Annotated in this window: 18 protein-coding genes; 7 read left to right on the top strand and 11 right to left on the bottom strand. The window is 59.3% G+C overall.

Annotated features, from left to right (window positions below; genetic code table 11):
• The first annotated feature begins 110 nt into the window (after positions 1–110).
• Entirely contained in the window at positions 111–851 is a 741-nt protein-coding gene (lipB, locus tag AAFN47_RS01640; RefSeq protein WP_499807453.1) for a lipoyl(octanoyl) transferase LipB, read from the top strand.
• Here lipB and AAFN47_RS01635 read toward each other — a convergent pair.
• The 3 genes from AAFN47_RS01635 to AAFN47_RS01625 all read right to left on the bottom strand — a co-directional run bounded on the left by AAFN47_RS01635 (position 835) and on the right by AAFN47_RS01625 (position 4,742).
• A complete protein-coding gene (locus tag AAFN47_RS01635; RefSeq protein ID WP_499807451.1) occupies positions 835–2,847 on the bottom strand; it encodes an acetyl-CoA carboxylase biotin carboxylase subunit in 2,013 nt (670 codons plus the stop codon). The two genes, lipB and AAFN47_RS01635, sit on opposite strands and share 17 nt — an antisense overlap.
• Positions 2,848–2,958: 111 nt before the next feature.
• Positions 2,959–3,888 carry a DMT family transporter gene (locus AAFN47_RS01630; RefSeq protein WP_499807449.1) on the bottom strand — a complete coding sequence of 310 codons (930 nt, stop codon included), beginning with the start codon at positions 3,886–3,888 and terminating at the stop codon, positions 2,959–2,961.
• An 89-nt stretch (positions 3,889–3,977) separates the two neighbouring features.
• Entirely contained in the window at positions 3,978–4,742 is a 765-nt protein-coding gene (locus tag AAFN47_RS01625) for a metallophosphoesterase (RefSeq protein ID WP_499807447.1), read from the bottom strand.
• Between the two features lie 237 nt (positions 4,743–4,979).
• On the opposite strand from AAFN47_RS01625, the gene AAFN47_RS01620 reads away from it, so the two are divergent.
• The 4 genes from AAFN47_RS01620 to fghA all read left to right on the top strand — a co-directional run bounded on the left by AAFN47_RS01620 (position 4,980) and on the right by fghA (position 7,951).
• Positions 4,980–5,363, top strand: coding sequence for a helix-turn-helix domain-containing protein (locus tag AAFN47_RS01620; protein ID WP_499807446.1), 384 nt, complete (start codon positions 4,980–4,982; stop codon positions 5,361–5,363).
• Between the two features lie 122 nt (positions 5,364–5,485).
• Positions 5,486–6,595, top strand: coding sequence for an S-(hydroxymethyl)glutathione dehydrogenase/class III alcohol dehydrogenase (locus tag AAFN47_RS01615; RefSeq protein WP_499807444.1), 1,110 nt, complete (start codon positions 5,486–5,488; stop codon positions 6,593–6,595).
• The gene (locus AAFN47_RS01610; protein WP_499807443.1) at positions 6,582–7,061 is read left to right on the top strand and encodes a YaiI/YqxD family protein; all 480 of its coding nucleotides are present in this window, start codon (positions 6,582–6,584) and stop codon (positions 7,059–7,061) included. Before AAFN47_RS01615 ends, AAFN47_RS01610 begins: the two co-directional genes overlap by 14 nt.
• A 59-nt stretch (positions 7,062–7,120) precedes the next feature.
• The gene (gene fghA / locus AAFN47_RS01605) at positions 7,121–7,951 is read left to right on the top strand and encodes an S-formylglutathione hydrolase (RefSeq protein ID WP_499807442.1); all 831 of its coding nucleotides are present in this window, start codon (positions 7,121–7,123) and stop codon (positions 7,949–7,951) included.
• Positions 7,952–7,963: 12 nt separating this feature from the next.
• Here fghA and tgt read toward each other — a convergent pair whose 3' ends face one another.
• The 6 genes from tgt to gyrA all read right to left on the bottom strand — a co-directional run bounded on the left by tgt (position 7,964) and on the right by gyrA (position 15,259).
• Entirely contained in the window at positions 7,964–9,094 is a 1,131-nt protein-coding gene (gene tgt / locus AAFN47_RS01600) for a tRNA guanosine(34) transglycosylase Tgt (RefSeq protein WP_499807440.1), read from the bottom strand.
• Positions 9,087–10,184 (bottom strand): tRNA preQ1(34) S-adenosylmethionine ribosyltransferase-isomerase QueA, encoded by a 1,098-nt coding sequence (gene queA, locus AAFN47_RS01595; RefSeq protein ID WP_499807439.1) that lies wholly within the window; start codon positions 10,182–10,184, stop codon positions 9,087–9,089. The genes tgt and queA overlap by 8 nt, the downstream gene beginning before the upstream one ends.
• Positions 10,185–10,249: 65 nt before the next feature.
• Positions 10,250–10,723, bottom strand: a complete 474-nt coding sequence (locus AAFN47_RS01590) for a peptidylprolyl isomerase (RefSeq protein ID WP_499807437.1) — start codon at positions 10,721–10,723, stop codon at positions 10,250–10,252.
• A gap of 17 nt (positions 10,724–10,740) precedes the next feature.
• Positions 10,741–11,316 carry a peptidylprolyl isomerase gene (locus AAFN47_RS01585; RefSeq protein WP_499807435.1) on the bottom strand — a complete coding sequence of 192 codons (576 nt, stop codon included), beginning with the start codon at positions 11,314–11,316 and terminating at the stop codon, positions 10,741–10,743.
• A gap of 44 nt (positions 11,317–11,360) precedes the next feature.
• The gene (coaD, locus tag AAFN47_RS01580; protein WP_499807434.1) at positions 11,361–11,852 is read right to left on the bottom strand and encodes a pantetheine-phosphate adenylyltransferase; all 492 of its coding nucleotides are present in this window, start codon (positions 11,850–11,852) and stop codon (positions 11,361–11,363) included.
• A gap of 692 nt (positions 11,853–12,544) precedes the next feature.
• Positions 12,545–15,259: a DNA gyrase subunit A gene (gene gyrA / locus AAFN47_RS01575; protein WP_499807931.1), complete on the bottom strand. Its 2,715-nt coding sequence runs from the start codon at positions 15,257–15,259 to the stop codon at positions 12,545–12,547.
• Between the two features lie 370 nt (positions 15,260–15,629).
• Here gyrA and AAFN47_RS01570 point away from each other — a divergent pair, with 370 nt between their 5' ends.
• Positions 15,630–16,259: a MarC family protein gene (locus AAFN47_RS01570; RefSeq protein ID WP_499807433.1), complete on the top strand. Its 630-nt coding sequence runs from the start codon at positions 15,630–15,632 to the stop codon at positions 16,257–16,259.
• A gap of 129 nt (positions 16,260–16,388) precedes the next feature.
• Complete coding sequence (murA, locus tag AAFN47_RS01565) at positions 16,389–17,702, top strand: UDP-N-acetylglucosamine 1-carboxyvinyltransferase (protein ID WP_499807432.1); 1,314 nt, start codon at positions 16,389–16,391, stop codon at positions 17,700–17,702.
• 6 nt (positions 17,703–17,708) lie between these two features.
• On the opposite strand, the gene AAFN47_RS01560 is transcribed toward murA, so the two are convergent.
• A complete protein-coding gene (locus AAFN47_RS01560) occupies positions 17,709–18,098 on the bottom strand; it encodes a hypothetical protein (RefSeq protein ID WP_499807431.1) in 390 nt (129 codons plus the stop codon).
• A gap of 94 nt (positions 18,099–18,192) precedes the next feature.
• Entirely contained in the window at positions 18,193–18,669 is a 477-nt protein-coding gene (locus AAFN47_RS01555) for a single-stranded DNA-binding protein (RefSeq protein ID WP_499807430.1), read from the bottom strand.
• Positions 18,670–18,877 lie beyond the last annotated feature (208 nt).

Raw genomic sequence — 18,877 nt, 5'->3', positions numbered from 1 at the left:
CCTGTCGCTTCAATTTCAAGGACATAGTCCGCTCCGCCAGAGCCCCGCCCCCTTGCATGAACCGTGGAACCGTTCCAAATACACCCTGACGAAAGCAGGACTACGCAGCCATGAATCGTGACGCAATTGCACCGGGCTTCTTCGCCCTTCCGGGCTCTCCGCCGGTAGAGTGGAAGGTGGAGCCGGGCCTTGTCGACTATCAACAAGCAATCCGCATCATGGAAGACCGCGCCGCTGCGATCAGCGCGGGCGAAGCCGATGAGCTCGTCTGGCTCATCGAGCACCCGCCGCTCTATACGTCCGGAACCAGCGCCCGCGAGGAAGATCTCATCGCGCCGGATCGCTTTCCTGTCTTTCAGACAGGCCGCGGCGGCGAGTTCACCTATCATGGACCCGGCCAGCGCGTCGCCTATGTTATGCTGGACCTCAAGCGGCGGCGCTGCGACGTGCGCGCCTTCGTCTCGTCGCTCGAAGACTGGATCATCCGGACGCTCGACGAGATGAACATCAGGGGCGAACGGCGTGAAGACCGGGTCGGTGTCTGGGTGGCGCGGCCGGACAGGCCTCCCCTGCCCGACGGATCGCCGGCGGAAGACAAGATCGCCGCAATCGGAATTCGCCTGCGGCGCTGGGTCAGCTTCCATGGCATTGCGATCAATGTCGAGCCGGATCTGGAGCATTTCAGCGGCATCGTGCCCTGTGGCGTCGCCGATTATGGCGTCACCAGCCTGGTCGATCTCGGCCTGCCCGTCACGATGGGCGATGTCGATGTCGCCTTGAAGGCGAGCTTCGAGACCGTTTTCGGCGAGACGACGCCCGTTGCGGAGCCGGAGCCTATTCGAACTCCATGATCACGGCGTCGACGGCCAGGCTCTCGCCGGGCGCGGCGTTGAGCTTGCTCACCACAGCGTCGCGCTCTGCTCTGAGCACGTTTTCCATCTTCATGGCTTCGACCACGGCCAGCGTTTCGCCGGCCTTGACTTCCTGACCCTCGGAAACCGCGATGGAGACGACGAGGCCCGGCATTGGACACAGAAGCATCTTCGAGGTGTCGGGCGGCAGCTTGACGGGCATCAAGCGGTCCATCTCGGCGTTCGACGGCGACATGACCCGCGCCCGCACTGACAGGCCGCGCCAGTCGACGCGCAAACCGTTGAGAACCGGCCGCAGCTGGGCCGTCACGGACCTGTCGCCCACTGTGCCGCTCCAGATGAATTCGCCCGGCCGCCAGTCGGTCTCGACTGTTATGGCCGGCTGTTCGTCGATCTCGACAGACAAGGTCATCGGCTTGCCGAAACTGCTATCGACCAGATGCGCCTTGAGGTAGCTGTCGCCGATGCGCACTTCCCAGTCTCTTCTGGTCTTGCCGGAATGGGGCGCCAGCCGGTCGGCGAACCGGTCGAGCCGTTCCTTGCGCAAAAGCTCGGCCGAAAGCGCGATGGCCGCAAGCGTCATCCGCTGCTCCTCGTCGGGTTCGGCGGGATGAAAGCCGTCCGGATATTCCTCGGCGATGAAGCCGGTGGAAATGTCGCCGGAAAGCCAGCGCGGGTGCTGCATCAGGGCTGCGAGGAACGGGATATTATGCTCGATGCCTTCCACCAGGAATCCGTCGAGCGCGATGCTCATCGCCTCAATGGCGCGGGTCCTGTCCGGCGCCCAGGTGCACAGCTTCGCCACCATCGGGTCGTAGAACATGGTGATCTCTGCGCCCTCGAACACGCCCGTATCGTTGCGCACGACGATGTCGTCGAAGCGGCCTTCCTGCGGCGGCCGATAGCGTGTCAGCCGGCCAATGGAGGGAAGGAAGTTGCGATACGGGTCCTCGGCGTAAAGGCGGCTTTCGACAGCCCAGCCTTTCAGCGTCACGTCGTCCTGTTTGATCGCCAGCTTCTCACCTGCGGCGACGCGGATCATCTGCTCGACGAGATCGACGCCGGTGATGAGTTCCGTCACGGGATGCTCTACCTGCAGGCGGGTGTTCATCTCGAGGAAATAGAAATTGCGATCCTTGTCGACGATGAACTCGACCGTACCGGCGCTCTGGTATTGCACGGCCGTGGCCAAGGCGACGGCCTGCTCACCCATCGCCCGGCGGGTCGCCTCGTCGAGAAAGGAGGACGGCGCCTCCTCGACGACCTTCTGGTTGCGCCGCTGGATCGAGCATTCACGCTCGCCGAGATAGATGCATTCGCCGTGGCTGTCGGCCAGAACCTGAATCTCGATATGCCGCGGTTCGACAATGAATTTCTCGATGAAGACCCGGTCGTCGCCGAACGAGTTGCGCGCCTCGGACCTTGCGCGGTCGAAGCCGTCGGCCACCTCCGATTCGTCCCACGCGATGCGCATGCCCTTGCCGCCGCCGCCGGCGGAAGCCTTGATCATCACCGGATATCCGATCTCCGAGGCGATTTTTATCGCCTGCTCCGTATCGTCGATCTCGCCGAGATACCCAGGCACCGTGTTGACCCTTGCCTCGTTGGCGAACTTCTTCGATTCGATCTTGTCGCCCATCGCGGTGATGGCGCGTGGCTTGGGGCCGATGAATGTAACGCCCAGGCTTTCCAGCGCCTCGCAGAAGCTCGCCCGCTCGGAGAGAAAGCCATAGCCCGGATGCACGGCTTGCGCGCCGGTTTCCTTGCAGGCGGCGATGATCTTCTCGGCCACCAGATAGCTTTCCGCGGCCGCCGCCGCGCCGATATGCACCGCTTCGTCGGCCATCGCCACATGCAGCGCCTCGCTGTCGGCGTCCGAGTAGACCGCGACTGTTCCAATCCCCATGCGCTTCGCCGTCTTGATGACCCGGCAGGCTATCTCGCCACGATTGGCAATGAGGATTTTTGTGAACATAGGCTTCTCCCGAATTCCGGTCGCGTCATGCGGCCATCGCGTCCGTGCGCCCCCGCGACGCGGTCACTGTATTAGTCGGGAACAAACAGTAATGACAAGGCCTTGGCCGGTCTATTTGCTTACCGCCCTTGCAAGCTGTCGCTCGCGATAGAGAATATACAGTCCGGACGCCACGATGATCGCAACGCCGATCCATTCAATGAACTCGGGAAATTCGTTGAAGACGATGTACCCCAGGACCGCGCCCGACACGATCTCGAAATATTGGAAGGGCGCCAAAAGGGAAGCCGGCGCGAGGCGAAACGCGCTGACGATCAGCAGATGTCCGAAGGAGGAAACGACGCCGACGCCGATCAGGATCGCCACGGCAAGCGCCGAGGCCGGCGGCGTCCAGGCCAAATCCTCGATGCCGGCAACCGAACCGAAGACCAGTACGGCTGCCGAAAACAGGCATCCTCCCAGGCCGGCCGAGCTCTGCATAACCATCGAATTGTCGCGGGCCGAAAGTACCTTGTTCAGGAGCAGATAGGTGGCGAAGGTTGTGGCTGTCAGCAACGGCAAAAGCGAGACCGCGCCGAATTCAAGGAAATTGGGGCGGATAACCAGCAGCGCGCCGCTGAAGCCGACAAAGATCGCGAGCCAGCGGCGCCAGCCCACCTGCTCCCGCAGAAAAACCGCCGACATGGCTGTAAGGATAAAGGGTTCAACGAAAAATATAGCGAGCGCGTCGGCAAGCGGAACATACTTGATGGCGATAAGGAAGATGCCGCTTGCGGCCGCAAGCAGCACGCCCCTCAACAGGTTCAGAAGAAGCTGGTTTGGTCGAAGCGCGGACGCTCTGTCGAAGGCGACGATCACGGCGCCGGTCAGGATCATCTGCACGAAAAACCGGAAAAACGTGTTCGTTCCCGGCGATACGCCCTCATACAAGGTCAGATATTTGCCCCCGACGTCCATGAGAGGCATGGCGAGCATGGCGCAGGCCATGATGAACGCCGCCTGGAAACGATGATCGGGAAAGGAAAGCGCCGTACTGTTCAAATCACCACCGCGGTTGCGTGATCCTGTGCGCTCAACCATTAGCGAAGTTTGGTCGCCTGGCAAGGCGACAATGACTGGACATGTCAATCTCAGTCTTCGTGAATGACGACGAGACGTTTCGCTGAAATTCGCGTCTCTTTCGGATAGCCGTAGGCGTTGTTGATATAGGTCACGCCGTCTATCGTCACATTGCGGTTGACGTGGCTGTGTCCGTAGACGTGGATGTGGGAAGAAAGGCGCCGGACCTGCGCGTCGATACTGTCGCTGCCGAGCACCGGATAGACAAAACGCCGGTGCGGCGGAATGCGTCTCGGCATCACGTCGATCCGTGGCAGAAAATGGGAAAAGCTGATGACCTTGTTGCCGGCCGGCATGTCGGGAAGCGGTTCATTCATTGCCAGAAAACGCCGTGTCACCGACGCGTCGTCATGGCCCTGCGGCCATTTGCACAGACGGTAATCGCTCCAGGCGCTTTTCAATATGTTGCCCGGCGCGCCGAAGGAATAGTCGTACCAGCCGAAAAGCGGCACGACCGACAATCCGTCCTCGTGATGCGCCTCGGTCGAAATTCCGACGTCATCGGCGAGATCAAGCACAGCATCGAATTTGTCCAGCGACGATGCAAACTGCGTTTCATTGCGCAGCCAGAGATCATGGTTGCCAGGCACATAGAACACCTGCGCGAATTTTCGGCTGGCGCGATCGAAAACGGTTTCGATTTCCCCCAGAACATGGGAAATGTCGCCCGCCAGAATGAGATAGTCGTTCGTAAAATCTACCTCTGACAGGCTATTAAACCAGCGCGCGTTCACTTCATAATCGACGTGAATGTCCGAAACTGCAAATATTCGCACCGTTCGCCTTTCTCCGGTCTGCACCCGTCCGAAGCTTTGCAAACTGGTGTTATTCCAGATGAAATTCAATTGTTCCCCGTTTTAACTCCGGCAACTCGCCTTTTGGCAGATCACAGCGCAAACAAAAAACCCGGCGCCGCTGTTGGAAACGGCGGACCCATTTGTTAAGCGTACCCTGTTTTCTGAAATCAGACCTGCAAGGTGATCGCTATCTCAATTTCGCTGGCGGAGCAAATCGTGAATCAGTCTTTCGACATACATGATCAGGACGACACAATAGGAGGGCGGATCTCCAGAGCGCGCGACGCTCTTGAACTGTCGACCGCGCAACTGGCGCGCCGATTGGGCGTGAAGACCGAAACCGTCCAGGCTTGGGAAAATGATCGCTCGGAGCCACGCTCGAACCGCGTCATCATGCTCGCCGGCATGCTTGGCGTATCCCCGACCTGGCTTCTGACCGGCATCGGCGAACTGCCAAGCACGCCCGTCGTCAATTCGGAACTCCACGTGATGATAACACAGCTTTCCAAGCTGAAGCGGGCCCACGCATCGATGGGTAAAATGATCGACACGCTGGAGCAGGAAGCGGAACGCATGTCCCGCCAGCTTGAGAAACAGTAATTCGGCAAAGCAAATCGGCTGAAGGAGAGCACAGGTATTGACTCTGTACTGTTGCTTCTTTCTCCTTTAACGAAAATGCCGGTAAAACAAACAGATTCAGTCAGCCAAGGGAGAGCCAGCCGATGGATGTACGCGCGGCCGTTGCCGTTGAGGCAGGAAAACCACTCGAAGTCACCACGGTGCAGCTCGAAGGGCCTCAGGCTGGCGAGGTTCTGGTCGAAATCAAGGCGACCGGCATCTGTCACACGGACGAGTTCACGCTGTCCGGGGCCGATCCCGAAGGCATATTCCCGGCCATCCTCGGCCATGAAGGCGCGGGCATTGTGCGCGAAGTAGGCCCCGGCGTCACATCAGTCAAACCCGGCGACCACGTCATACCGCTCTATACGCCGGAGTGCCGGGAGTGCGAATATTGCCTGAACCCGAAAACCAATCTCTGCCAGGCAATCCGCACCACGCAGGGACAGGGCCTGATGCCAAACGGCACTTCCAGGTTTTCGGTCAATGGCGAGAAGATCTTCCATTACATGGGCACGTCCACCTTCGCCAACTACACGGTGCTTCCCGAAATCGCGGTCGCCAAGATCCATCCCGACGCGCCGTTCGAGAAGGTCTGCTATGTCGGCTGCGGCGTGACGACCGGCATTGGCGCCGTCATCAACACGGCCAAGGCGGAAGCCGGCTGCCGGGCCGTCGTCTTTGGTCTGGGCGGCATCGGCCTCAACGTCATCCAGGGTTTGCGCCTCATCGGCGCCGAGATGATTGTCGGCGTTGACCTCAACAACGACAAGAAGGAATGGGGCGAGAAATTCGGCATGACCCATTTCGTCAATCCGAGCGAAGTCGAAGGCGACCTCGTTCCCTATCTCGTGGATCTGACGAAGGGCGGCGCCGACTACTCCTTCGAATGTATCGGCAATACAAAGGTGATGCGCGACGCGCTTGAATGCTGCCACAAGGGCTGGGGCGAATCGATCATCATCGGCGTCGCCGGCTCCGGTCAGGAAATCTCGACCCGCCCCTTCCAGCTCGTCACCGGTCGCTCCTGGCGCGGAACTGCTTTCGGCGGCGCGCGGGGCCGCACGGATGTTCCAAAAATCGTCGACTGGTACATGAACGGTCAGATCGAAATCGACCCGATGATCACCCACACGCTCTCGCTCGACGAGATCAACAAGGGCTTCGATCTGATGCATTCGGGCGAATCCATCCGCTCCGTTGTCCTCTACTGACGAAAACAGGGCCGCATCCGCCTCGATCTATGTCGACGCGGACGCCTGCCCTGTAAATAACGAGATACTCAAGGTCGCCGAACGACACGGCATGCCGGTGATTTTCGTCGCCAACGGCGGCTTGCGCCCTTCGCGTGATCCGATGGTGAAAAACGTCATCGTTTCAGACAAATTCGACGCCGCAGACGACTGGATCGTCGAGCATGCGCAAAGCAACGATATCGTCGTTACAGCGGATATTCCGCTGGCCTCGCGTTGCGTGGAGAATGGCGCGCTAGTGCTCGGCCCAACCGGCAGGCGCTTTGACGCAGGCAATATCGGCATGGTCTCGGCGATCCGCGATCTCAACCAGCATCTGCGTGAAAGCGGAGAAATCAAGGGCTACAACGCCGCCTTCTCGGCGCGAGACAGGTCGCAGTTCCTGCAAACGCTCGAAGACGTCGCACGCCAGGCCCGGAACGACTGAGCGTCGGATTTGTTTTAGTCATATAGTTTGAAGTGTAATGAACTGGATTGGAGACAGTCATGGAAGTCGTATCGAAATGGAAGTCACACGGCGGAACGCAAGGCGTTTACCGTCACGCCTCCAACACCTGCTCTTGCGACATGACTTTCGCGGTCTTTGTTCCGCTCCAGGCCGAGGATGGTCCCTGCCCTGTTCTCTGGTTTCTTTCGGGCCTGACCTGCACCCATGCGAATGTCATGGAAAAGGGCGAATACAGAAAAATGGCGGCCGAACTCGGCCTGATCATCGTCTGCCCTGACACCAGTCCGCGCGGCGACGCGGTGGCAGATGTAGACGGCTGGCAAATGGGAACCGGCGCCGGGTTCTACGTCGACGCTCTCGTCGATCCGTGGAAGCAGCACTATCAGATGTACAGCTACGTCGCCGGGGAACTGCCGTCACTGATCGAGAAGAACTTCCCAGCCGACATGAAGAAACAGGGCGTCTTCGGCCACTCGATGGGCGGTCACGGCGCGTTGACCGTCGCGTTGAAGAATCCTGATATATATAAAAGCTGTTCCGCCTTTGCGCCGATCGTCGAACCCACGACAGCTGACTGGTCAGCCAAGGCGCTCGGCGCCTATCTTGGCGGCGGCCCGGAAAACTGGATGGAGTACGATGCCTGTGCGCTTGTTTCCAGCGGCGCCCGGTTTTCAGAATTCCTGATCGACCAGGGAACAGCCGACGAGTTTCTCGACGAAGGTCTGCGGCCGTGGCTTTTCGAGGAAGTCTGCAAGGACGCGGGAATCCCGCTCACGCTGCGGATGCAGGAAGGCTATGACCACTCCTACTATTTCATGTCGACTTTCATGGCCGATCACCTGCGCTGGCACGCCGATCGGCTGAAGTAGCCTCCTCGCCCGTCACAGCGGTTCGATGTCGCCCCGCGCCCATTGCTCCTGAACCTCGGCGGTGAAGTCGGCGTAGCGCCCTTCGCCAATGGCCCCACGAATGCCGGCCATGAGTTGCTGGTAGTAGTGCAGATTGTTCCAGCTCAAAAGCATGCCGCCCAAGGTCTCGTTCGACCGCACAAGATGGTGCAAATAAGCGCGTGAATAATCACGCGCCGCCGGACACGACGATTCGTCGTCCAGCGGACGCGGGTCATCGGCGTGACGCGCATTCCTCAGATTGACCTTGCCTCTGCGGGTGTAGGCGAGGCCGTGCCGTCCGGCCCGCGTCGGCATAACGCAGTCGAACATATCGATGCCTTCCGCCACGGAGCGCACGATGTCGTCCGGCGTGCCGACCCCCATGAGATAGCGCGGACGGTCCGCCGGCAGGAGCGGACACGTGGCCTGCAGCATCGCAAGCATCACGTCTTGCGGTTCGCCGACTGCAAGACCGCCGACGGCGTATCCCTTCAGATCCATCGCCGCAAGCGCGCTGGCAGAGCGTTCGCGCAAAGCGACGTCGTCCCCGCCCTGGACGATTCCGAACATCGCTTTGCCGGGTTGCTCGCCGAACGCCGTCTTGCAGCGCTCCGCCCATCGCAGTGACAGTTCCATCGCCCGCTCGATCTCGTCGCGTTCGGCCGGCAGCCGCACACATTCGTCGAGTTGCATCTGGATATCGGAATCGAGCAGCCCCTGGATTTCGATGGAGCGTTCCGGCGACATGTCGTGCCGGCTTCCGTCGACATGCGACTGGAACGTAACGCCCTGTTCCGTCACCTTGCGCAGCGCTGCCAGCGACATGACTTGAAACCCGCCAGAATCGGTCAGAATCGGCTCCGGCCAACGAGCGAATTCGTGCAGCCCACCCAACCGTGCGACACGCTCCGCGCCCGGGCGCAGCATCAGGTGATAGGTATTGCCGAGAATGATGTCAGCGCCGAGTTCGCGCACCTGGTCCATATACATGGCCTTGACGGTGCCGCCGGTGCCGACGGGCATGAAGGCCGGGGTGCGCACCTCACCGCGCGGCATGGAAATCTTGCCGCTGCGCGCCTTGCCGTCAGTCGACGACACCGTAAAGCCGAAACGTTCAGTCATGATCCTGCTCCGCCCGCGAAAGCAGGCTCGAATCCCCGTATGAATAGAAACGATAGCCGTTGTCGATGGCGTGGCGATAGGCCGCCAGCATTGTATCGCGCCCGCTGAACGCCGATACAAGCATGAACAGGGTCGAGCGCGGCAGATGAAAATTGGTCATCAGCATATCGACAAAGCGAAATTGATAACCAGGCGTGATGAAAATATCCGTCGCCCCGCGCCAGGGGCGTAGCTCACCGTCTTTGCCGGCGGCCGTTTCAAGCAGGCGCAAGGACGTCGTGCCGACGGAGACGATCCGTCCGCCCCGTTGCCGAACCGCGTTCAGCGCCTCCGCGACGTTGTTGCTCACCTCGCCGATCTCGGCGTGCATGACGTGGTTTTCCGTATCATCCGCTTTGACCGGAAGAAACGTGCCGGCGCCAACATGCAGGGTCACAAAATGTCGCTCAACGCCATGACGCTCCAGTTTCGACAGAAGATCTTCGGTGAAATGAAGTCCGGCCGTTGGCGCCGCCACAGCGCCGTCATGCCGCGCATAGACCGTCTGGTAGTCCGCAAGGTCGCGGCTATCCTCCGGACGCTTCGAGGCGATGTAAGGCGGAAGCGGCACATGCCCTTCCGCGGCGATCGCCCTGTCCAGTGCGGGTCCGGAAAAATCAAATTTGAGGGTGACCTCGCCGCCCTCGCCCCGGCTTTCGATAACGCCGGACAAGGTTCCGTCGAAACAGGCCTCATTGTCCTTGCCGAATGAAAAGCGGTCGCCCGCCCTGATGCGTTTCGCGGGACGAACGAAAGCCTTCCAGCAATCGTCTGCGACGCGCATGTGCAGTGTCGCGGAGATGTGCGAGACCGCCTCTCCATCAGGCGTTTGCCGGTATCGCGTCCCTTCCAGTTGCGCCGGAATAACCCGCGTGTCGTTGAAAACGAGAGCGTCGCCAGGCCTGAGGAAACTGACGAGATCACCAACGGTGTGATCTGACATTTCACCGCGGGGGCCAACCCGCAATAGCTTGGCGCTGTCGCGCGGCGACGCAGGCCGCAAGGCAATGCGGTCTTCAGGCAGGTCGAAATCGAAAAGGTCAACACGCATATCGTAACAATCAAAACGCCCGCGTCGACAACGCGGGCGCTCCACAAACTCGATGAAGCCTGGGATCAGAGGTCGGCTGCGACCCGCATCGTCGTGATGCTGTCCGGATCGCGAACCGGTTCGCCACGCTTGATCTGATCCACGGCGTCCATGCCCTCAATGACCTGGCCCCAAACGCTGTACTGACGATTGAGGAAAGGAGCGTCATCAAAGCAGATGAAGAACTGGGAATTGGCGGAGTGCGGGTTCTGCGCGCGCGCCATCGAGCACGTGCCGCGAACGTGGCTCATGTTGTTGAACTCGGACTGAAGATCCGGCTTGTCCGATCCACCCATTCCGGTGCCCGTGGGATCGCCCGTCTGAGCCATGAACCCTTCAATGACACGGTGAAACACCACGCCGTCATAGAAGTTTTCGCGGCTGAGCGACTTGATGCGCTCCACGTGTTTGGGCGCAACGTCGGGAAACAGCTCGATAACGACCTTTCCCTTTGTCGTTTCCATGACGATGGTGTTTTCAGGGTTCTTGTAGTCGGCCAATAGTACTCTCCTTGTCTTCAGGAACCGGTGCGAACGGTGATCATGCGATCTGGCTCCGCGACAACGCCATTCTGCGCCTTGTCGCCAAGCTTGATGTTTTCAACGTGATCCATGCCGTCGATGACCCGGCCAAATACCGTATAATCGCCGTTCAGGAAATGGCCATCTTCCAGCATGATAAAGAATTGCGAATTCGCGGAATCCGGATTCTGCGCTCGCGCCATGCCGACAACGCCCTTGTCGAACGGAACATCGGAGAATTCCTGCTTGAGATCGGGCATATCCGATCCGCCTGTGCCGGCGCGCCGGGGCTGGAATCCCTCTTCCATGTCGCCGAACTGAACGTCGCCCGTTTGCGCCATGAAACCTTCGATCACCCGATGGAAGGCGACGTTGTCGTAAGCCCCGTCTGCGGCCAGTTTCTTGATCCTCTCGACGTGGTTGGGCGCAACATCCGGCAGCAATTCGATAACCACATCCCCGTCCTTCAGGGAAATCGTCAGAGTGTTTTCCGGCGCGGCCTGCGCGTTTGCGACACCGACTAGACCGAACGCAAACATGGCTGCGCCCACTGCAATACTCAAGAATTTCATGGTGACTCCTGTTTTGGATCGTACGGATGGATCTCCGCGAAGCATCAAGAACGCTTTTTGGCGAGCGCCCTGAAAACCGGGCCAGGCACAAAGGCTTCAACGTCTCCGCCCATGGCCGCGATCTGCCTGACCAATGTGGCGGTAATGGGCCGGTTGAGCGGGCTTGCGGGAAGAAACACAGTCTGGACTTCCGGCGCCATCTGCCGATTCATACCGGCCATCTGCATTTCGAAATCGAGATCGGTGCCATCGCGCAAACCGCGCATGAGGATCGAGGCGTTGTTTTCGCGCGCCGCGTCAACGGCAAGATTGTTGAAAGACACCACCGAGATACGTTCCTGTTGACCCGGCAGGGCTTCTGAAAGCGATTCCACGATCAGCGCCGCGCGCTCTTCAAAACTGAAGAGCGGCTTTTTGGTGTCGTGAATTCCGATGCCCACAACCAGATGATCAACGATATTGAGAGACTGCATCAGAATATCGAGATGACCGTTCGTGATCGGATCGAAGGATCCCGGATAAAAAGCTGTGGTCATTGCATCACCCCGTTTAAGGTCGCTCGTTCCTGCTGAATAGCTGATCACTTGTCAAGTCTGACACCAATTCTCCAATGGTTTCAGTCTGTTCTTAATATGAATGGAATATGACCGCGAGCTTCAGCCGGCCTTAAGAAAGCTTTTCTATTATTTAGCCAGAAATTCGAGGAGTGTAGTTATGTTCATTCTGGCAATCACAGGCGCTGCTTTCATTGCGACCGTGTTCGCGTCGGCCTTTCTTCTGGCGGCGCCGCGTGAAGAACTGGCCCCGACACGGCCCGGAAGGCGCGCCTGAATCGCTCCGCCATGAAATTGCCGTCAACAATTGCAATATCACATATTTGTTGATGGATATTGCAGGTCGCGACTTCGATACTACATTATAGCAAAGCTTTCGGCGATGTTTGCTGAACGACAACGTAACCAAGGCAAGGATGAACGGGCATGATTACGGTACTCTCACTCTCGGCAGTTTTGATCGCAGCCATCTTGCTAGCGAATATGAGTGGAACCGTTCTCGCCATGAAACAGCAGCAATCACGTATTGCAGTGCGGAGCCAGAGCCGTCCCCCCCGAAATGCTCGATAGTTCCCGCTGCATAGGGTAGTTTCTGACCTCCAGTTGAAACACCCTCTACCCCGAGCCCGGATGGTTCCCCCGCCATCCGGGCTTCTTTATGGATCGGTCGCCAATCAGCTTTCGCCTTCGCCATCGGATGGCGGGTCGGAGGACTGATTGCCGCCTTCGCTTTCTGCCTCGGCGTCAGCCTCTTCGGCTTCCTCTTCCGGTTCGTTAATCCTTTCGACTGAGACGACTGCCTCGTCCGCCGCGGTCGAAAAGATCGTCACGCCCTTCGTAGCCCTGCTGGCGATACGGATGCCTTCCACCGGCACACGAATGAGTTGCCCGCGATTGGACACAAGCATGATCTGGTCTTCATTCTCGACGGGGAACGTCGCCACAAGCGGACCGATCTCATCCACCTTGCCTGTGTCCGTCGCGCGAATGCCTTTGCCTCCGCGACCGGAAATACGGAAGTCGTACGAGGACGACCTCTTGCCGTACCCCTTTTCGCTGATCGTCAGGACGAATTGCTCCCGGGCCTGCAGTTCCTGCAATCGCTCTTCAGGCATTTCGGACTCGACGGCGTCGGTGTCGGCGTCCTCCCCGACCAGTTCGACATCGCCCGCCCTGCTCCATTTTATGTACTGCGAGCGTTCGGCCGGCGTCGCCTCGACATGGGCGAGGATGGCCATCGAAATAACCTTGTCTCCGTTCGCCATGGCGATGCCGCGCACCCCGATCGAATTGCGGCCGGCAAAGACACGCACATCGGTCACGGGGAAGCGAATGCATTGCCCGAGCGCAGTCGTCAGCAATACGTCGTCAAACTCGTTGCATGTTTCGACATTCAGGATCTCGTCCTGTTCGTCGTCCAGCTTCATGGCGATCTTGCCGTTGCGATTGACCTGGACGAAATCGGACAACTTGTTGCGGCGAACCGTGCCGCGGGTCGTCGAGAACATGACGTCGAGTTCGCTCCAGCTCTCCTCGTCCTCCGGCAACGGCATGATGGAGGTAATGCGCTCGCCCTGTTGCAGCGGAAGCGTATTGATCAGCGCCTTGCCCCTGGATTGCGGCGTGCCGATCGGCAAGCGCCAGACCTTGAGCTTGTAGACGATGCCGCGCGAGGAGAAGAACAGGATCGGCGTATGCGTATTGGCGACGAATAGCCTCGAGACGAAATCCTCGTCGCGCGTCGACATGCCGGACCGACCCTTGCCGCCTCTGCGCTGGGCGCGATAGGTGGCAAGCGGAACGCGCTTTATGTAGCCGGTGTGCGTGACGGTGACGACCATGTCCTCGCGCGCTATGAGGTCTTCGTCCTCCATATCCGCGCCGCCTTCAAGGATCTCCGTGCGGCGCGGCGTTGCGAACTCGTCGCGCACGTCGGTCAGTTCCTGCTTGACAATCTCCATGATCCGCATCCGCGAGGACAGGATATCCAGATAGTCCTTGATCTCGTCGCCAATCGCGTTGAGTTCGTCCGCAATTTCGTCGCGGCCGAGGGCGGTCAAACGCGCCAGGCGCAGCTCCAGAATGGCGCGGGCCTGTTCCTCGGACAGATTGTAGGTTCCATCCTCGTTGATGCGATGTCGCGGATCGTCGATCAGCAGGATCAGCGCCTCGACATCCCTGGCCGGCCAGCGCCGTTCCATCAACTGCGAGCGTGCGGTCGCCGGATCCGGCGCGCGCCGGATAAGATTGATCACCTCGTCGATATTGGCGACGGCGATTGCGAGGCCCACAAGGACGTGAGCGCGTTCTCGCGCCTTGTTGAGCAGAAACTTCGTGCGGCGGCTGACGACCTCTTCCCTGAAGGCGATGAAAGCCTTCAGCATGTCCATCAGCGTCAGCTGTTCCGGCTTGCCGCCATTCAAAGCCACCATGTTGCAGCCGAATGACGTCTGCAGCGGCGTATAGCGATAAAGCTGGTTGATCACGACATCGGCGACGGCGTCCCGCTTCAGTTCGATAACGACGCGATAACCTTCACGGTCGGATTCGTCGCGAATGTCGGAGATGCCTTCAATCCGCTTCTCGCGAACGAGCTCCGCCATCTTCTCAATCATCCCCGCCTTGTTCACCTGGTAGGGGATTTCGGTGATGATGATGGCTTCGCGCTCGTTGCGAATGTGCTCGGTGGAAACCTTGCCGCGCATCAGCACGGAGCCGCGCCCGGTCTCGTAAGCGCTGCGGATACCCGTACGCCCCAGTATCAGTCCGCCTGTCGGGAAATCCGGCCCAGGGATGATCTGCAGGAGTTCCATCAGATCGATGGAGGGATTGTCTATGACGGCAATGCAGCCGTCGATGACTTCGCCAAGATTGTGAGGCGGAATGTTGGTCGCCATGCCGACGGCGATGCCGCCGGCGCCGTTGACGAGCAGATTGGGGAACCGCGCGGGCAAAACACGGGGCTCACTTGCGGATGCGTCGTAGTTCTCCTGAAAATCGACTGTGTCCTTGTCGATATCCTCGAGAAGATCATGCGCGACCTTGGCGAGGCGGGATTCCGTATAACGCATCGCCGCCGGCGGGTCGCCGTCGACCGATCCGAAATTGCCCTGCCCGTCGATGAGCGGCACGCGCATGGAAAAGTCCTGCGCCATGCGCACCATCGCGTCATAAATCGCCTGGTCGCCATGGGGGTGATATTTACCCATGACGTCACCGATGATGCGCGACGACTTCACATACTTTCGGTTCCAGTGAAATCCGCCTTCATGCATAGCGTATAGGATACGCCGGTGCACCGGCTTCAGCCCGTCCCTGACATCCGGCAGGGCGCGGCTGACGATGACGCTCATTGCATAGGAGAGATAGGAGCGCTGCATCTCCTCCATGATGGAGACCGGCTCGATGCCGGACGGTCCGGAGGGCGGTGTGAGCGAATTATCGTGTTCTGACAAAAACTGGCCTGTCTGTGTAAAGCGAATCGTTACCGTCATTTATAGCTGATCGGCTGCACAAATGCCAACTTGAGACGTGTTTTAAAGGTCTCCGTTTGTTATTTGTTTTCATTATGTTAAGCAGGATTTCTCAAAGCGCTTGCGGATGTTTTGCGCGGCGCCGACGCCAATTCCGCGAAATCCGGACCTGAACCGGAAAACCGTCAGTGATTCTGGCCCGATATCGCCGGCTTGGGCGCCGGTGCGCGCATGTGCTATCAGGAGGGAAATTCTTCTCTCATCGACGCGGTCCCGGTACACAGCAATGCACGGATATGAAACTCTTCTGAACGCATTCCTGACATTGATTGTGATCCTCGACCCGCCTGGCAATGCACCGCTTTTCCTCGGATTGACCACCGACATGACGAAGGCGCAACGCTTTCAGGTGGCGTTGCGCGGCTCGATCATCGCCTTTGTTATTCTGACCGTGTTTGCAATCGCCGGCTCGGGCATCCTGTCGGCTTTCGGCATCACCATCGACGCATTCCGCGTCGCGGGCGGCCTGCTGCTGTTCTGGATTGCCTCCGAGATGATTTTCGAACGGCGCACCGCGCGCAAGCAGCAAAGCGTTGACCGAAGCAATGCTGGCGACCATGTCAGCGACATCGCCGCTTTTCCACTGGCGATACCGCTGATCGCCGGTCCGGGTTCCATCTCCGCGGTCGTGCTGCTTTCGACCACATTTTCAACGCCGGTCGGCCGGCTGGAGCTTATCGCAATCATCTTCGTAGCGATCGCCCTCCTGTTTGCGACGCTCGCCATAGCGAATTCCCTTGACCGTTTCCTAGGTCAGACCGGTCGTGCTGTTCTTATCAGGCTTCTGGGCGTGCTGCTGGCTGCGCTGTCGGTGCAATATGTGGCTGACGGGACGAAGGCGCTGTTTTTGTCCTAGCAGTCGAATCAAACCGTCATGTCGGCGGTCCCGGCGGATCTGTCGCGCTCGGAACTCTTTTGGGTGGCGGCGGGCCGCGCTTCTATATAAGGGATCCCTCATCTTCCAACGGATCAGACCGAGCTTCTTATGAACAAGCCCCATAGTCCCGAACGGATAGAGTATGCGATAGAGGGCGGCCACCGTCTGTCCGGCGCGATCGAGCCTTCCGGCAACAAGAACGCCGCGCTGCCGATTATTTGCGCGGCTCTGCTAACTGACCAGCCGGTCGAACTCTCCAACGTGCCTCGTATTCGCGATGTCGAGGCCCTGATCGAACTGATCCGCTCTCTGGGGGTCGAAGCGGTCTGGACCGGTGCGAATGATTTGACAATTCATGCGCAAGTCCTACAGCCGACACAGCTCGACCCGGATTTGTGCTCGCGCATCAGGGCCTCGATCCTGCTGGCGGGACCGGTTCTCGCCCGCTGCGGAAAAATCACCCTGCCGCCGCCGGGCGGCGACGTAATCGGCCGGCGGCGACTCGACAGCCATTTCCTGGCCTTGCAACAGCTTGGCGCCGATATTTCGCTCAACCGCGAAATCGTCTTTTATGCCGATCGTCTGACCGGCGCCGACGTTTTCCTGGACGAGCCCTCGGTGACGGCGACGGAAAACGCGTTATGCGCTGCGGTCGCAGCCAGTGGAACCACGGTTCTGCGCAATTGCGCTTCCGAACCGCACGTGCAGGATCTCGCGCATTTTCTGAACCGGATGGGCGCCCGGATTGAAGGAATTGGCTCCAACTGCATGACGATCGAGGGAGGTCGACCGCTCGGACGGGTCAGCCACCGTATCGGCCCGGATCATATTGAGGTTGGATCCCTGATTGGCCTTGCGGCGGCTACAGGTTCTGAAATTCGGATTACGAATGCAGGCGTTGACCAGTTGCGTTCGACCCTGATGGGGTTCGAAAAGCTCGGGGTCAACTGCGCCATCGAGAGCGATGACGTGATCGTCTCGTCAGAGCAATCAAAGCTCATACAGCCGGACTTCGGCGGTCATGTGCCCAAGATCGAGGATCAGCCTTGGCCCGCCTTCCCCGCCGATACGATGTCGATTGCGATTGTCACGGCGACCCAGTGCACCGGCATGGTGTTGATGTTTGAGAAGATGTTCGAATCTCGCATGTTCTTCGTCGACAAGCTTATCGCAATGGGGGCAAGGATTGTGCTGTGCGACCCCCACAGAGCGGTCATATCCGGACCGACGCGGCTGAAAGCCGCACGTCTGGAAAGTCCGGATATCAGGGCTGGCATGGCCATGCTTATCGCCGCGATGGCTGCAGACGGAACGTCGATTATCAACAACGCCCAGCAAATCGAACGCGGCTACGAGCGGATCGAGGAACGACTGAACGCCATTGGCGCGCGGATTACGCGAACCCCGACCCGTCCCACCTGACAGGCGCTATTCGCCGGCTTGCAGATCAATGGTGAGTTCAGCGCCGCCGAGGCCGTGAACCTTGTCATGGCCGCGCACGATGACGCTGTGGACGCCTTCGGGAATAGCGACGCCGGACAAGCCGCGCATGAAGGGCTGTTCCTCGACATGCGGATGCAGCAAAACGCGCTCGCCATAGACTGTTCCGTCCGGACCAACGACGTCCCAGCGGTCAGCGTAATGATCCCATCCCTCGTCGTCATGGCGCAGCGTTACGGAAAACGTCCAGCTTCCATCGGCGGCCTGCCTGGCGTCGACCGCCATCACATCGACTTCGCCCGCAGCCGCCGTCGCAGTTGCAAGACTAACAGCCAAAATCATAGCCGCGCTTCTGGAAAACAGTTTGAACAATCCCATTGTTGCCTCCTTCGCCAGGAGATGCAATCTGACATTCGTAGTGGCTCGGACAAAATCAAATTCGTGCGATGAAGCCGACCGGGGCGATCGGCAATCAAAACGGAATATCGTCGTCCAGATCGTTCGCCATGCCGCCGCCGCCCTGGCGCGACGGCTGTCCGTAATCCCCCTGGTCGTCATTGTCGCCGAACCCACCACCGGACTGCCCCGGATTGTCGCCCCTGCCGTCCAGCATCGTGAGTGAGGAATTGAAGCCCTGCAGCACGACTTCTGTGGAATAGCGATCCTGTCCGCTCTGGTCCTGCCATTTGCGGGTTTGCAACTGGCCTTCGAGATAGATCTTGGAGCCCTTGCGGAGATATTGTTCGGCGATCTTGCACAGGCCTTCATTGAAGATGACGACACGGTGCCATTCGGTCCGTTCGCGACGTTCGCCTGTGTTGCGGTCGCGCCAGCTTTCCGAGGTGGCGACGCGCAAATTTGCGATCGGTCGTCCGTCCTGCGTGCGGCGAATTTCCGGATCGGCGCCGAGATTCCCCACCAGAATAACCTTGTTGACACTGCCCGCCATGACTTTTCCTCACTGGATTTTGAAAAGGTTCGCCGCGTTTGCCGCGCGACCCCTGATATTTCGCCCGACAATAGACCAATTGACCGGCCATTGCCGGATGGAATTGCTCTTTCCACAGGAGCTTTTTGTTCCTATTATGTTCTAGTTCGTGTAAAGCTGGCTGTCAAATGATTCCCCAGCGCCGAATTCTCGCCCTGTGGTCACAAAG

Origin of the sequence: Hoeflea sp. CAU 1731 (assembly GCF_039888615.1) — a bacterium.
In the GTDB taxonomy this organism is placed as follows: Bacteria; Pseudomonadota; Alphaproteobacteria; order Rhizobiales; family Rhizobiaceae; genus Flavimaribacter.
Note: the sequence above shows the minus strand (reverse complement) of the source record. Positions and strands in the feature narration are given on the sequence as shown.

Excerpts from the sequence above, each read along its gene's own strand:
- lipB (WP_499807453.1), top strand. The coding sequence starts at position 111 with ATGAATCGTGACGCAATTGCACCGGGCTTCTTCGCCCTTCCGGGCTCT.
- AAFN47_RS01635 (WP_499807451.1), bottom strand. The coding sequence starts at position 2,847 with ATGTTCACAAAAATCCTCATTGCCAATCGTGGCGAGATAGCCTGCCGG.
- AAFN47_RS01615 (WP_499807444.1), top strand. The coding sequence starts at position 5,486 with ATGGATGTACGCGCGGCCGTTGCCGTTGAGGCAGGAAAACCACTCGAA.
- fghA (WP_499807442.1), top strand. The coding sequence starts at position 7,121 with ATGGAAGTCGTATCGAAATGGAAGTCACACGGCGGAACGCAAGGCGTT.
- tgt (WP_499807440.1), bottom strand. The coding sequence starts at position 9,094 with ATGACTGAACGTTTCGGCTTTACGGTGTCGTCGACTGACGGCAAGGCG.
- queA (WP_499807439.1), bottom strand. The coding sequence starts at position 10,184 with ATGCGTGTTGACCTTTTCGATTTCGACCTGCCTGAAGACCGCATTGCC.
- AAFN47_RS01585 (WP_499807435.1), bottom strand. The coding sequence starts at position 11,316 with ATGAAATTCTTGAGTATTGCAGTGGGCGCAGCCATGTTTGCGTTCGGT.
- coaD (WP_499807434.1), bottom strand. The coding sequence starts at position 11,852 with ATGACCACAGCTTTTTATCCGGGATCCTTCGATCCGATCACGAACGGT.
- gyrA (WP_499807931.1), bottom strand. The coding sequence starts at position 15,259 with ATGGAGGAGATGCAGCGCTCCTATCTCTCCTATGCAATGAGCGTCATC.
- AAFN47_RS01570 (WP_499807433.1), top strand. The coding sequence starts at position 15,630 with ATGCACGGATATGAAACTCTTCTGAACGCATTCCTGACATTGATTGTG.
- murA (WP_499807432.1), top strand. The coding sequence starts at position 16,389 with ATGAACAAGCCCCATAGTCCCGAACGGATAGAGTATGCGATAGAGGGC.
- AAFN47_RS01560 (WP_499807431.1), bottom strand. The coding sequence starts at position 18,098 with ATGGGATTGTTCAAACTGTTTTCCAGAAGCGCGGCTATGATTTTGGCT.
- AAFN47_RS01555 (WP_499807430.1), bottom strand. The coding sequence starts at position 18,669 with ATGGCGGGCAGTGTCAACAAGGTTATTCTGGTGGGGAATCTCGGCGCC.